The following is a 14,238-nucleotide window of genomic DNA, read 5'->3' as shown; positions in this document are numbered from 1 at the left end:
AACAAGAACAAACATTGTTAGGCACTGCTACAGAAGACAAAACTTTCACTCTTTTTTATCAAAAGATATAAATAAAAATATATCTTAAGGGTCGAGGTATACTAAGTTTTACTACTACTAAAACAGGAGAATTATATGGCAAGGAATATGGTGCCCCATGACGGTAACTCCGCAACGGCTCACGTGGCTCATGCCACTAACGAAGTCATTGCAATTTACCCGATTACTCCTTCCTCTCCCATGGGGGAGATATCCGATGCCAAATCGGCAATGCATGAGAAAAACATTTGGGATTCAGTTCCACATGTTTCAGAACTACAATCTGAAGGCGGAGCCGCTGGTGCGGTTCATGGAGCACTTTCAACGGGTGCTTTGACAACAACCTTCACGGCTTCTCAGGGACTACTCCTGATGATTCCAAACATGTACAAGATTGCCGGTGAGCTCACGCCAACGGTATTTCATGTAAGTGCACGATCTCTTGCATGCCAAGCGCTCTCCATCTTTGGAGATCACTCCGATGTTATGGCATGCCGCCAAACGGGTTTTGCCATGCTCTCCTCCGCGTCGGTTCAAGAAGCGCAGGATTTTGCCCTTATCTCTCAAGCAGCGACCTTGGAATCACGCATCCCCTTTCTTCACTTTTTTGAAGGATTCCGTGTTTCCCATGAAATCCAGAAGATTGAAGAGCTTACCTACGATGATATGAAAGAAATGATTGATGATGACTTGGTTCGCGCACATCGCCAGCGTGGCCTCTCTCCCGATCATCCCCAAATAATGGGTACTTCACAAAACCCTGATGTATACTTTACCGGCCGTGAAACCGTAAATGCGTATTACGAGAAACTTCCCGGAATCCTTCAAAATCAGATGGACAAATTTGGAAAGCTAACCGGCCGAAACTATCGTTTGTATGAATATTTTGGTGCAGAAGACGCCGAAAAAGTTATTGTTGCCATGGGTGCCGGTAACGAAACAATTCATGAGACTGTGGAATACTTGAACAATACTGGTGAAAAAGTAGGGGTTTTGAAAGTACGAATGTATCGTCCTTTTAGTGCTGAACTCTTTGTTAAGGAGATCCCCGCCACGGTGCAAAAAATTGCAGTTCTTGACCGCACCAAAGAACCTGGCTCTTTAGGAGAACCTCTCTATGAAGATGTTCGCACTGCAATTGGAGAAATGCAAGAACAACAGCAAGCGCATTTTACCCATTGGCCACGTGTGGTTGGTGGTCGCTATGGTCTTGGTTCTGCTGAATTCACACCTGCCATGGTAAAGGCTGTCTTTGACAACCTTTCTGCAGATGCACCTAAAAATCATTTTACCATCGGTATCAATGATGATGTTATGAATACCTCTCTTCCTTTCGATCCAAACTTCAATATCGAAGGCGATGATGTATTTCGTGGGCTCTTTTACGGCCTCGGTTCTGATGGTACAGTTGGGGCAAATAAAAATTCAATTAAAATTATTGCTAAGGAGACAGAGAACTACACTCAGGGGTACTTTGTGTATGACTCAAAAAAATCTGGCTCCCTCACGACCTCACACCTCCGCTTTGGTCCCAAGAAGATCCGTGCTCCATACCTTATTTCAAAAGCAAATTTTCTCGCCTGTCATAACTTTTCGTTTCTTGAAAAGTATGCCATGCTGAAAAACCTTGAAGAGGGTGGAACCTTTCTTCTTACTTCTCCCTATGGAAAAGATGAAGTATGGGATAAGCTTCCCGGAAAAGTACAGGAAGAGATTGTTGCAAAGAAATTAAAATTCTATGTAATAGATGCAGTCACCATTGCTGAAGAAATTGGCTTAGGATCTCGTATCAACATGGTAATGCAAACAGCCTTCTTTAAAATATCTGGTATTATGGATGAAGCTGATGCGGTAAAAGCCATTAAAGACGCAATTAAAAAGACCTACGGCAAGAAGGGTGATGAAATTGTCAACATGAACTACCAAGCAGTTGACGCAGCACTCTCCCGTATTGAAGAAGTAAACTATGCGGAAATAACAAAGCAGGCAGAGGATCTGGATACAGTGCCCGGTGAGGCTCCTGAGTTTGTGAAAAACGTTACGGCTAAACTTATCCGTCAAGAAGGTGAAACGGTAAAAGTATCGGAAATGCCCGCTGACGGGAAGTGGATGACGGGAACAACAAAGTTCGAAAAACGAAATGTTGCTGTTCATATCCCCGTTTGGAACTGCGAAACCTGTATTCAGTGTAATCGTTGTTCCTTTATGTGTCCCCATGCGGTTATTCGTCCCAAGGTGTACGATGCAAAAGAGCTTTCAGATGCACCAAGCACATTTAAATCGTGTGACGGTAAAGCAAAATATAAGGATATGAAGTATACCCTGCAAGTATCAGCTCTTGACTGTACTGGATGTGGACTCTGTGTTGAATCATGTCCCATGAAGGCAAAGGAAGCCATTAAAATGACTCCTTTAACTGATGAGATGCGCGCTAAAGAGTCTGAAAACTGGGATTTCTTTATCAACAAACTTCCCGATGTGGTGGTTGATGATAAAGACATGAGCAACTTTAAAGGCACGCAGTTTGTCACACCTCTTTTTGAGTTTTCCGGTGCTTGTGCCGGCTGTGGTGAAACTCAGTATGTGAAACTCATATCACAGCTTTTTGGCGACCGTGCAATTATTGCCAATGCCACGGGATGTTCTTCAATCTATGGTGGAAACCTTCCCACAACTCCCTACACCACAACCAAAGATGGTCGCGGGCCTACATGGAACAACTCTCTCTTTGAGGACAATGCCGAACTTGCCTTTGGTATGCGCATGACCGTTGATAAATTTCGAGAGCGAGCCTTTGAAGTTTCCCGTAAACTTCAAGAAGAAAGCAGTTCTCCTGAAATATCTGAAAAGATAGCCGCTGTACTTGAAGCGCCACAGGCGACAAATGAGGAGCGTGCATCTCTTCGCAAAGATATTGAAGACTTGAAAGAGATGATTGGCAATGACACGAGCCTCAAGAAAGACTTTCAAACCCTTGCAGACTATATTGTAGATAAGTCTGTATGGGCATTTGGTGGTGATGGCTGGGCTTACGATATTGGCTATGGCGGTTTGGATCACGTCCTTGCATCCGGTAAGAATGTAAATGTTCTTGTCATGGATACGGAAGTGTACTCAAATACGGGCGGTCAGTCATCGAAGGCTACTCCTAAGGGAGCCGTAGCAAAATTTGCTGCCAGCGGTAAACCAGCGGAAAAGAAAGATCTTGGTATGATTGCCATGAGCTATGGTAATATCTATGTTGCCAAGGTGTCTCTTTCCAATCCAAACCAAGTGGTTAAGGCCATGCGTGAGGCTGAAGCCTACGACGGCCCATCTCTTGTACTTGCCTACTCACACTGTATTGCCCATGGGTTTAACCTCAAGGACGGTGTGAAACACCAAGACGCGGCAGTTAAATCAGGACACTGGCAACTCTACCGGTACAACCCTGAACTTGCTCAAGAAGGAAAGAATCCTCTTTCCATCGATAGCAAGGCTCCTACCATGGATTATAAGGAGTTTGCCTTAAGTGAAAACCGGTTTAGAACTCTTGCGCAAAGCCAGAAAGATCTTTCTGACTCCCTTCTTGAGAGTTCTGCTGTTGAAGTGGCAAATCGGTACAAGCTTCTAGAAAAGCTTGCTGAGAAAGATTCTCAGTAACTGCATTCTGAGCTTGTCGAATACAGGGGAGTATCCTTCGGGATACTCCCTTTTTCTATGAATTAATGATTGTACCGACCTTCATCACAATGTATTTTCAAGAAAAAGGATACATCATGAAATACATTGGCCCGCATGTGTCAATTACCGGAGGAGTTCAAAATGCTCCTGAACGTGCCAGTGAACTTGGCGCGACTGGCTTTGGAATGTTTACTAAGAACCAGCGTCAATGGCATGCAAAGCCCCTTACCCCTGATACAATTTCATCCTTCTGGGAAAATATGCATGCAGCAGAGTATACGTCTGACATGGTTCTCCCTCATGGAACATACTTGGTAAATTTATGTAATCCAGAACGGGAAAAGCGTATAAAGTCATTGAGCTGCTGTATTGATGAATTACAACGATGCTCCCTCCTCTCTCTTGCAACCTTAAATATTCATCCCGGAAGTCATCTCAACAAAAATAGTGAGTCGCAAGCCTTAGCCCTTATTGCTGAATCTATAAACAGTGCCTTAGCAGAAACAGAAGATGTCACCCTTGTCCTGGAAAACACCTCCGGCCAGGGTACCAACCTCGGATATCGCCTTGAGCATCTAGCCGAGATTATCTCCCAAGTGAATAAAAAAAATCGCATGGGTGTGTGCATCGACACATGCCACGCCTTTTCGGCTGGATATGACCTCTCTACCAAAGAGGGTGCTGCACAATTTTTTGAAGAGCTCGACGCTCGCATCGGCCTCTCATACCTTCGTGGACTTCATCTGAATGATTCCAAAACCCCCTTTGGATCACGAAAAGATCGGCATGAAATTTTGGGAGCAGGGGAGCTCGGCATGGCTGTGTTTGAATATATCGCCCAAAACGATACCTTTACGAAAATCCCCCTTGTTTTGGAAACTCCTCGCCCAGAACTCTGGAAACAGGAGATATCCCACCTTCAGGAGCTAGCCGGCGGACTCTGTCTACCGCCGCAACCATAATCGTGTTTCACCGATTTAATTCTTCCATATGCAGTGACGCAGAAAGGGTCTGTCATGAGCCAAACACGTATGAATGAGCTGTATCGAAAAATTGCATACTATGATGCAACCTATTACGGCACTGGGAGATCGGAGATCTCTGACTATCACTATGACCTTCTGTATAGAGAGCTGGTGGAGTTAGAACAGCAGTACCCCCATCTTGTATCGCCAAACTCTCCCACTCAGCGCATAGGAAGTGACCTCACAGAGGGTTTTCTCAAATACACCCATGCCACCCCTATGTTGAGTATCACCAATACCTACTCAAAAGAAGAGTTGGAAAAATGGATTCATGATATACAAAAATACGGTGCTCTAAGTTGTATTGCAGAATTAAAAATGGACGGTGTCGCCTGTGCCCTTCACTACCAAGACGGACGATTCATTCGTGCTGTGACCCGTGGCGACGGTACCCGGGGGGATTGTATCACAGAGAATGTTCGTACCATACGCACAATCCCCCTACAAATTGACGCCCCCGGTTTTCTGGAGGTGCGCGGGGAAATTCTTATGAGCTATCCACGTTTTCATCACCTCAATAAGGAACTGAAAGAAAACGGGCAGCCTCCCATGCAGAACCCACGTAATACAGCCGCAGGAACAATAAAACTGCTTTCTCCGCAGAAGGTTGCACGACGTGGACTTGATTTCCATGCCTATGCACTCTTGGCAGAAGGAAGCGAGCTCTCGCATAGCAAGAATCTTGAAAAACTGAAGCACCTGGGATTTCATACGGTCATTCATTCTGAACCATTTGCAAAACCAGCCCCCTTACTGTCATTCTGTTCAGAATGGGAGCGCAAAAAAGAAAATCACCCCTACCCCATAGATGGAATGGTTATTAAGGTTGATGAAATAAATCGCTATGATGAAATCGGTCTTACGGCAAAATCTCCCCGATGGGTACGAGCCTATAAATTTGCCCCGGATCGCGGTATTACGGAAATTACCGCCATTGATGCACAGGTGGGAAGAACGGGAGTAATCACCCCCGTTGCTCGCCTAAGGCCAATATCCTTGTCGGGCACGACCGTTCAAAATGCCACACTCCATAATTATGACGAAATATATCGGCTTTCTGTGAATGTGGGAGATATGGTAACCGTGGAAAAGAGTGGGGAAATTATTCCTAAGGTTATCTCCGTTGCAGAAAAACGTACCACCACTCCCTTCGAACTCCCCTTTCATTGTCCATCATGTCACTCACCTCTTGTTAAAGAGCCGCATACAGTAGCACTTCGCTGCGTTAATACAGCCTGCCCGGCACAACGGTTCTCTTTTCTCAAACATTTTGTTTCACGAGCTGCCATGAATATTGACGGTCTTGGGCCAGCCATTCTCGAAGAGCTTCTGCAAAGAAAAATGATAGAAACCCCGGCAGATCTCTTTAAACTCACTAAAGAAGAGCTCGTCCCCCTTCCCCGTATGGGTGAACGATCAGCATCAAAGCTACTCAAATCTCTCGAGAAAAGCAAAAATGCAGGTCTCGCCTCTCTCGTGCATGCCTTGGGTATTCCCCTTGTTGGAAGTGAAACAGCACGGGTGCTTGCTGCAGAAACAGGCTCCCTTGAAAAACTTATGAATATGAGCTGTGAGGAGCTGGAGAAAATTCATACGGTTGGACCAGAAATAGCAGCGTCACTCTTCTCATATTTTTCCACCCCGGAAAATAAATCCCTTATATCAGAACTGAAAAATCTGGGCCTCCGTACGGAAGAAACATCAGGAAAAAACAGTGACACCTCTCTTGAAGGCTCAACCTATGTCATAACCGGAACCCTCTCGGAATTCACTCGGGCTGAAGCAAAAAAGCTTCTTGAATCAAAGGGGGCACGAGTTACCTCTTCTGTGAGCCGCTCCACCACTGCACTTATTGCGGGTGAAAATAGTGGATCAAAATATACAAAAGCGGAGTCCCTCGGGATACCCATTTATACTGAAACTTTTTTAGAGAATCTTACCAAGAAGACCCCACATTGAAAACACCACAGAAAGTTCTTTTCACCCTTTCAGTACTATGTATTCTTTTCTTACTTGTTCTTGGAAACAAAACCTTTGTTGTTGTTTCACCGGGGCACGTTGGAGTACCAGTTCTTTTTGGGAAAGTCCTTGAACGAACATATTCTGAGGGGCTTCACTTTCCCGTAAACCCCCTTCTCTCATGGGTGCACTACGATGGAAGAGAAAAAACCATAAAAGAAACGATACAGGTTCCAACGCAAGATCAACTCCAAACAGTTATCGATGTGAGTGTACAATATCGTATTAACACAGAGAAAGCTGGGGCTATTCTCCGTAATATTGGAACCATTGATGATCTTATTCGTATCCATATCAACCCAGCAATCCGTTCAATCGTTCGTGAACAGGGAAAAGATATTGAACGTGCTGAACACTTTTTCACCGCGGAAACACAGAAACAATTAAAAACCGGAATTCTTCGCGATCTTCAAACCTACCTTACCCATCGCGGTATTATTGTGACTGACGTTCTTATTCGGGACATCAATCTACCAGAATTTATTGTTAAAGCCATTTAACTGAAGAAAGAGCATGAACAACGAGCCCTTCAACAACAGGCAGAGCTCCAAAGATTTCGTACAGAACAAAAACAGAAAGTTGCTCAAGCTGAGGCAGAACGTGAAGCCGCAGAAAAAGAAGCAGAGAAAATCATGATACTTTCAGAAGCACGCGCTCTTGAAATAGCTCGTATCAATGAAGCCATGCAAGACAATCCTGCCTATATTCAACTACAGGCCATGGAAGCACTGAAAGAGATATCACAGGATGAAGGATCTAAGATTTATTTTATGAACGGTGAGAGTCCATCTCCCCTTCCTCTCATGAATATGGGACAATAACACAGGAGGAACAATGAAAAAGGCATTTATTAGTGGAATAAGCAGTGGTCTCGGCCTTGGGCTCGGCGAAACCTTAACAGATGCCGGCTGGGATGTGTATGGAATAAGCAGACGGAACTGCCCCCGCGCAGATATTACACATGCGACTTGTGACATTCGTAAAAGAGAAACGATTCACCCAACCCTCACCACTCTGATGAAAGATTTGAAGCATGTGGATCTTGTCATTCTCAATGCGGGGGTATTGGGAAGAATTGCAGATCTTTCTGAAACAGCGGTTTCAGAACTCCAAGACATCTTCAATGTGAATGTATGGGCTCAGAAAAGTATTCTCGATTGGTTTCTCCACCATATACACTCCGTGGGACACATCATACTGATCTCTTCCGGAGCCGCTGTGGTGGGAAATAGAGGCTGGGGAGGATATGCACTTTCAAAAGCAGCAGGTAATATGCTTATAAAGTTATACGCCCATGAGTTTCCACAGGAAACAGGACTCACCGCCCTCGCCCCCGGCTTGATAGACACACAGATGACGCATTATCTGCGTACGGATGTGGATCGAAACAAATATCATGCCGTAGAACGCATAGCAGAAGCACACGCCACAGGAGTAATGCTCTCTCCACGGAAGGCTGCTGAGCGCATATTAACCCAACTCACAGCCCTGCGAGAGTGTCCTCGGGGAGAATTTGTGGATATTAGAAGCCTTGATGCGCCCCATGAGTATGCCAAACTCATGGGAGCACAAGGAACGACTACTCACCGTGATAGTCCTGCAAGGTAATGATTCGATACTGACCTATTTTCTCCTCATATTGAAGAAAGGGCAAGCCGATAATAGAAAAAATCCCTGCCACTTCTCCCCCCTGTTGTTCTATCATATGTGCCACGGCGGCAAGAGTTCCGCCTGTGGCAATTAAATCATCCACAATGAGGTATCTTTTTCCCGCAACAATATCTTCCACATGCATTTCCATGGTTGCCGTACCGTATTCCAGGGCATACTTCTTCGACACTGTCTTCCCAGGTAATTTTCCCGCCTTACGAGCAAGAAGAAGCGGGGTCTGAGTCTCATGAGCGTAGAGGGAACTCATGATAAACCCACGGCTTTCAACTCCCACGACCCCGTCAATTTCTTCTGCTGGGAAGTGTGAACAGATTTGCTCAAGACAAAAGCGAAGTGCCGCCGGGGTTTTAAACACGGTCGTAATATCATAAAAGAGAATTCCCGGTTTGGGAAAATCAGGAATTTTAGCAATAACTGTATCAAGATTCATACGACCCCCACCGAAGAAAGAATGGAAGACATCTTCTCCATAAAGATATCCATCTCTGCATCAGATCCTATACTAATCCGGCAAAATTCCTTTATTCCCGGTTTATTATGAAAATATCGAACCAACACCCCTTTTTCTTTTAACTGAAGGTACATTTTTTCTGCCGTTATAGGGGCGGGAGGTTTTACAAAAATAAAATTGGCCTGTGAAGGAAGTACGGAAAAACCCCAGGAACTAAGTTGCTGTGACACCCGCTCTCGTGTTGCCTTGATCTTTTCACAACACTCAACAAAGTAGTCATGATCATCCATGGCTGCGGCACACACCTCCAGAGAAATCCGATCGACAGGATAAGAATTAAAGGAATCTTTTACTGTTGAAAGCCCTGCAATAAGATCCGCATTTCCTATGGCAAAGCCAACACGAAGCCCCGCCAAAGAACGGGATTTAGAAAAGGTTTGCACAACCAAGAGATTCGGAAATTCCTCTACAAGATCTACCGCCGACTCAGCACCAAAATCGGCATATGCTTCATCCACCACCACAACAGAATCGGTGTTTCTTTGGAGAAGCTGGCGTATCTCTTCCAAGGGAACTGCTCGGCCCGTGGGGGCATTGGGATTAGGAAAAATAATACCGCCGTTGTCCGTACTGTACGAATCAAGATTCAGGGTAAAATCATCCTCTAAGGGCTCAAGAACAGCATCTACATTAAACATATTACAATACACAGGGTAGAAGCTATAGGTGATACTGGGAATACGGATTGGCCGCTTTCCTTGAAAAAAAGCCATATATACAAACGCGAGGATTTCATCGGAACCATTACCAACAAAAACCTCTTCTACAGAACGCCCATAATAGGTGGCAATACTTTGTCGTAATTTCAAAGATTCAGGATCAGGATACAAACGTAAATCAGAAAAGGGAATCTGGCGTAATACCTCTTGAGCACGCGGAGAAGGCCCATAGGGATTCTCATTAGTGTTCAGTTTTACATATGCCTTATCCTGTGGCTGTTCACCTGCTTGATACGGCTCCAATCCTTGAATCGTATCACTCCAGAACATATTTTTCATATACCGATCTTCCTTCCTAAAGATTTCTTCCATTGCTCTCTATAACCTCTTTATACCATAAGGCTGACCTTTTGCAGAAACGCTCTTGGGTCTCATAATCGACATAGACAATACCAAAGCGCTTTCCGTATCCTTCTGCCCACTCAAAATTATCAAGGGCTGACCACACAAAGTATCCACGGACGTCAACACCTTCACGGCACGCCCGACGAAGCTCTTGAAGATACTGCCGTAAATAGGCTACTCGATACGGGTCTTCGATAATGGTATCATCTGGCATTGCGTAATCTGTGCCGGCCATACCATTTTCGGTGACGACGAGGGGTACTCCATACTGCTCAGAGAGGAAGCGAGGCCCCCAATAGAGCGCACGGGGAGTTATGGGCCACCCCATGGCTGTGGTGGAATGTCCTTGCGGTGGTGCTACTTCACCCCCTGTATCATTAATATAGGTACCGTGATAGATGTTTGTACCGAGGAAGTCTGCACCTTGATGAATTTCCTCCATATCACTGCTGTGAAACTCAATCATATCTGTACCATAGAAATGACACCCATCTTCAGGGTATTCCCCCTTAAAAACAGGGTCCATAAACCATGTATTGGTAAAAAGAGACTCATCTGTATGTGAAAACATGTGGTGGCGTGCCTGCATGATATTTTTTGAAGTCTCCTCCTGTGGGATAGACGTTACGCCAACGGGACCATACCCAACCATGAGAGAATTCCGCACCTCTTTCATTTGTCCGTAGGCACAGCCATGGGCCCGAAGGGAATTATGAGCAGCCCATAAAACCTCACGTTGCGGTAGAGAAAGCCCCGGTGCATGATAGCCAGTCTTATGCCCAAGTTCAATAAAGCACTGAGGTTCATTCTGAGTAATCCACCATGTAACCCGATCGCCAAAGGTTTGAGCTGCGAAGGCTGCGTAGTCGGCAAACCAATAGGCACTATCACGATGAAGCCATCCCCCTTGATAAAATAAGTCAAGGGGAAAGTCCCAATGAAAGAGCGTTATGACCGGAGTAATATTGTGGAACAGCAACGTGTCAATTACGCGATTATAGAAATCGACCCCCTTGGAATTTACCCGTCCCCGGCCGTGAGGAAAAAGGCGTGACCACGAAAGGGAGAAGCGATATGATTGTAGCCCTAAAGACGCCCAGAGGGCAATATCATCAGCATATCGATTGTAATGATCACAGGCCACATCTCCCGTTTCTCCTCCAACCACCGCTCCGGGTTTTCGGCAAAAAGCATCCCACACAGAGGCACCTCGACCATCTGTTGCAGCAGCACCCTCAATTTGATACGCCGCAGTGGATGCCCCCCAGAGAAAAGAATCAGGAAAACTCATGGCCTCTCTCCTTATGCATTGAACATTTCATCAAGTACTTCCATATCTGTTACAAGCAGTTCACGTGGTTTACTACCCTTAGGTTTGCCCACAATACCCGCTTTTTCAAGCTGATCCATAATACGCCCAGCCCGGGCATAGCCAACCTCCAAACGCCGTTGTATCATTGATGTTGAACCCAAACCATTGGAAACCACTAAACGGGCCGCATCTTCAAAGAGGTCATCAGCATTATCGACAATTCCCGTTGCAGCAGTATCTTCCTCTTCATCAAATTCAACAGTGCCTGGTTGAATACCTTGCGCAGCAATTTCTGCCACCAGATTTTCCACATCCTCTTCCGAAATAAAAGCACCATGATACCGTTCTATAGCTGGCGCTCCATTTTTTAAATAGAGCATATCTCCCATACCCAGCAGTTTTTCTGCACCAACCGACCCGAGAATCGTTCGCGAATCCTGTGACTGAATGGTTCGAAAGGAGATACGGGAGGTTAAATTTGCCTTAATTGGCCCGGTAATAATATCTACGGATGGACGCTGGGTAGCAACGATGAGATGAATTCCCACAGCCCGGGCAAGCTGCGCAATACGCTGTACCAACTTCTCCACATCCTTGGATGCCGTCATCATCAGATCAGCTAACTCATCAACAATAATTACAATATAGGGAAGCTTCTCTGCATCCTCTGCTTCAATCACCCCCCGCTCAACATAAGAGGAGAGACGTCCGCTGTCAAATTTCTGGTTAAAGGAGGTTATATTTTTGGAGCCAACCCGCGAAAGAAGCTTGTACCGAGACTCCATTTCACGAACTCCCCACTGAAGAGCAGCAACTGCTTTTTCGGGCTCCGTAACAACAGGAGACATGAGGTGAGGGATACCTTCATAACAGGCCATTTCCACCTTTTTCGGATCAATGAGTATCAGTCGTAACTCATCAGGGGTTCTGCTGAGAAGAAGAGAGGCAATAAAAGAATTAATACCGACAGACTTCCCCGCTCCCGTTTGTCCTGCAATCAGAAGATGAGGCATTTTCGAAATATCTTCAATTAAGGGTTGCCCGGAGATAGATTTCCCAATAATGACAGGAAGCGCTGCAGAGGAATTTTTAAAATCTCGGGAGTCTAAAATCTCTTTAAAATAGACAATTTCCCGTGTATCATTGGGAATCTCTATGCCCACAAGGGATTTTCCAGGGATTGGCGCTTGGATACGAATAGAACGCCCCCCAACCTTTAAAGCAAGATCATCCTGCAATTTCAATATTTTTCGAATCGGCACACCATGGGCCGGATTTATTTCAAACCGACTTACTACCGGACCGGGGCGAATAGAAGCAATGGTACACCCCTTTACATTAAACTCTTCGAGCGTTTGTATCAGAACACGTCCCTTTTCTTCCAAGGCAATACGATCAATGGAGTTGTCTTTTCGTGGTGGATTGGGGATTACTGTACCAGAAGGAATTACATACTGCGCATGTTCTCGCGAGCTGGTTGTGAACTGCTCTGCTTGAGAAGGTTCATATTCTTCTTGAGGAGTACCATCAGAATGAGATCCCGGAACATTTCCGGCATGATTCTGTTCATCCTTTTCAGGGGAGACAATGAGATCTTCCGAAGGTGCCGTGGCGGGTGCGTCTGTTCTTGTTTCATTTTCATGGGGCGGCTCAAATTGTACTATGTCTATAGCTTCCTGTGTATCATGACGCGTGACAGTTTTTTTTGGACGCAGAAGAGAACGAATACGGGATATAATATTTCTTATAAAATCCCGTGGCCTATTCTTCGCCCCCTTCTTTTTTTGCACAGCAAGACGGGATCTTACCCACCCGTATATACGTCGCATAAAAAGCACAATATCAAGTTGAAAGAAACTCATAATAGTAATAATAAGCAGGAGAAACACAATAAAATACGCACCAAATATTTTATCTCCAAAAAGAGGCAGAAGGGTAACCCGGGTGATAAAATACCCCATGAGATTTTCCCCTCCAAGCTGATACACCTCATCCCCCACCATGGCAGGCATTCGTGGAATAAACGCAATTGTGGAAAGCAACAGAATAAAAAGGGTTGTCAAAAAGACATACCGAACCGGTATGGGTTTTTGAAATAGCATATTCCACCCCACTACCCCAATAGCAACGGGAACAAATACAGCGGGAAACGGCGCAAAGAGAGCTCCTAAACCAAGCGAGAGGTACGTGCCAATATACGGCCCAAGTACATTGTCCATAACACCAGAGTCAAGGGAATAATAGTGGGAAAAAAGGGCCACAAAAGTAAGAATGGCTACAGACAGATACACCAACCCCCATATTTGGATACGAACACGTTGCTCTCGTGGAGCTGACTCTTTCTTCACCGTTGCCTTAGTCTTTTTTCGAACCACTCAGCCCCACAGTTGCTTCTAAATCATACAAATCAAAACGAATTTTCTTTGCCATCACCACAGCCTCTTCCAAAGAAAGAACCTTGCAATACTCCTCTATTACACGAGCCGACTCCTCGGCACGACGAATATTTGCGGTGAAGACCCGTTCTACAGAGCTTCGGGAAAGCTCTGTTCCCGTTGCACCATCACGAAGGATATCTCGTGCAACGTCTCGTGCGTTTAGCAAATTATTGACACCAATAACCTCTTCTAACTCCTGCAGCATATGCCGATGGTTTTTGAGAAGATGCGTCTCCTTGGGAGCCTCACAAAAAAAACGAAAATACTCTTCCACCACACGTATTCCTTCACGAAGACGATTCATATTGGCATCAAGAATACGATACAGAAAATAGTCTGCCGTGTCTTTATTCGTCATTATCCTCATCATCCCACCGTTCGGGAACCCACTCATCGGAAACAGTTGAGTCGTCTCCGGTTCCGGGAGAAAGAAGAGATCCAGAGGAACAGGAAACAAATAGGGCAAACATACAGAGGAGAACAACATACTTCATAG

At 45.3% G+C, this 14,238-nt stretch carries 12 protein-coding genes; 6 read left to right on the top strand and 6 right to left on the bottom strand.

All coding sequences use genetic code 11. From position 1 onward, the window contains the following. The first annotated feature begins 135 nt into the window (after window positions 1-135). From nifJ to CALK_RS02915, 6 genes are all read left to right on the top strand, one after another. Complete coding sequence (gene nifJ, locus CALK_RS02935) at window positions 136-3,681, top strand: pyruvate:ferredoxin (flavodoxin) oxidoreductase (RefSeq protein WP_022636160.1); 3,546 nt, start codon at window positions 136-138, stop codon at window positions 3,679-3,681. 116 nt (window positions 3,682-3,797) lie between these two features. Continuing rightward, window positions 3,798-4,664 carry a deoxyribonuclease IV gene (nfo, locus tag CALK_RS02930; protein WP_022636159.1) on the top strand — a complete coding sequence of 289 codons (867 nt, stop codon included), beginning with the start codon at window positions 3,798-3,800 and terminating at the stop codon, window positions 4,662-4,664. Window positions 4,665-4,718: 54 nt separating this feature from the next. Further along, entirely contained in the window at window positions 4,719-6,686 is a 1,968-nt protein-coding gene (gene ligA, locus CALK_RS02925; protein WP_022636158.1) for an NAD-dependent DNA ligase LigA, read from the top strand. Then, on the top strand, window positions 6,683-7,246 hold the full coding sequence (locus tag CALK_RS13180) for an SPFH domain-containing protein (protein ID WP_022636157.1): 564 nt from the start codon (window positions 6,683-6,685) through the stop codon (window positions 7,244-7,246). Before ligA ends, CALK_RS13180 begins: the two co-directional genes overlap by 4 nt. 132 nt (window positions 7,247-7,378) lie before the next feature. Further along, a complete protein-coding gene (locus CALK_RS13175; RefSeq protein WP_022636155.1) occupies window positions 7,379-7,567 on the top strand; it encodes a hypothetical protein in 189 nt (62 codons plus the stop codon). Window positions 7,568-7,580: 13 nt separating this feature from the next. Beyond that, window positions 7,581-8,354, top strand: a complete 774-nt coding sequence (locus CALK_RS02915) for an SDR family NAD(P)-dependent oxidoreductase (RefSeq protein ID WP_022636154.1) — start codon at window positions 7,581-7,583, stop codon at window positions 8,352-8,354. Here the strand turns inward: CALK_RS02915 and CALK_RS02910 are convergent. Genes CALK_RS02910 through CALK_RS12760 form a run of 6 tightly spaced genes read right to left on the bottom strand, consistent with a single transcriptional unit; the run spans window position 8,326 to window position 14,236 of the window. Then, a complete protein-coding gene (locus tag CALK_RS02910; RefSeq protein ID WP_022636153.1) occupies window positions 8,326-8,847 on the bottom strand; it encodes an adenine phosphoribosyltransferase in 522 nt (173 codons plus the stop codon). The two genes, CALK_RS02915 and CALK_RS02910, sit on opposite strands and share 29 nt — an antisense overlap. Continuing rightward, window positions 8,844-9,926: a histidinol-phosphate transaminase gene (hisC, locus tag CALK_RS02905; protein WP_034636537.1), complete on the bottom strand. Its 1,083-nt coding sequence runs from the start codon at window positions 9,924-9,926 to the stop codon at window positions 8,844-8,846. The genes CALK_RS02910 and hisC overlap by 4 nt, the downstream gene beginning before the upstream one ends. 16 nt (window positions 9,927-9,942) lie before the next feature. Then, window positions 9,943-11,283, bottom strand: coding sequence for a GH1 family beta-glucosidase (locus CALK_RS02900; protein WP_022636151.1), 1,341 nt, complete (start codon window positions 11,281-11,283; stop codon window positions 9,943-9,945). A gap of 11 nt (window positions 11,284-11,294) precedes the next feature. Continuing rightward, a complete protein-coding gene (locus CALK_RS11985) occupies window positions 11,295-13,679 on the bottom strand; it encodes an FtsK/SpoIIIE family DNA translocase (protein WP_022636150.1) in 2,385 nt (794 codons plus the stop codon). After that, entirely contained in the window at window positions 13,660-14,100 is a 441-nt protein-coding gene (locus tag CALK_RS02890; protein WP_022636149.1) for a hypothetical protein, read from the bottom strand. The genes CALK_RS11985 and CALK_RS02890 overlap by 20 nt, the downstream gene beginning before the upstream one ends. Further along, window positions 14,090-14,236 (bottom strand): hypothetical protein, encoded by a 147-nt coding sequence (locus CALK_RS12760; protein WP_022636148.1) that lies wholly within the window; start codon window positions 14,234-14,236, stop codon window positions 14,090-14,092. Before CALK_RS12760 ends, CALK_RS02890 begins: the two co-directional genes overlap by 11 nt. Window positions 14,237-14,238: the final 2 nt, after the last annotated feature.

Source organism: Chitinivibrio alkaliphilus ACht1, from assembly GCF_000474745.1.
GTDB classification, from domain to species: Bacteria; Fibrobacterota; Chitinivibrionia; order Chitinivibrionales; family Chitinivibrionaceae; genus Chitinivibrio; species Chitinivibrio alkaliphilus.
This window is presented reverse-complemented; position numbering and strand designations above follow the sequence as displayed.

Coding starts and splice junctions, on each gene's coding strand:
- nifJ (WP_022636160.1), top strand. CDS start 136: ATGGCAAGGAATATGGTGCCCCATGACGGTAACTCCGCAACGGCTCAC.
- nfo (WP_022636159.1), top strand. CDS start 3,798: ATGAAATACATTGGCCCGCATGTGTCAATTACCGGAGGAGTTCAAAAT.
- ligA (WP_022636158.1), top strand. CDS start 4,719: ATGAGCCAAACACGTATGAATGAGCTGTATCGAAAAATTGCATACTAT.
- CALK_RS13175 (WP_022636155.1), top strand. CDS start 7,379: ATGATACTTTCAGAAGCACGCGCTCTTGAAATAGCTCGTATCAATGAA.
- CALK_RS02915 (WP_022636154.1), top strand. CDS start 7,581: ATGAAAAAGGCATTTATTAGTGGAATAAGCAGTGGTCTCGGCCTTGGG.
- CALK_RS02910 (WP_022636153.1), bottom strand. CDS start 8,847: ATGAATCTTGATACAGTTATTGCTAAAATTCCTGATTTTCCCAAACCG.
- hisC (WP_034636537.1), bottom strand. CDS start 9,926: ATGAAAAATATGTTCTGGAGTGATACGATTCAAGGATTGGAGCCGTAT.
- CALK_RS02900 (WP_022636151.1), bottom strand. CDS start 11,283: ATGAGTTTTCCTGATTCTTTTCTCTGGGGGGCATCCACTGCGGCGTAT.
- CALK_RS02890 (WP_022636149.1), bottom strand. CDS start 14,100: ATGACGAATAAAGACACGGCAGACTATTTTCTGTATCGTATTCTTGAT.
- CALK_RS12760 (WP_022636148.1), bottom strand. CDS start 14,236: ATGAAGTATGTTGTTCTCCTCTGTATGTTTGCCCTATTTGTTTCCTGT.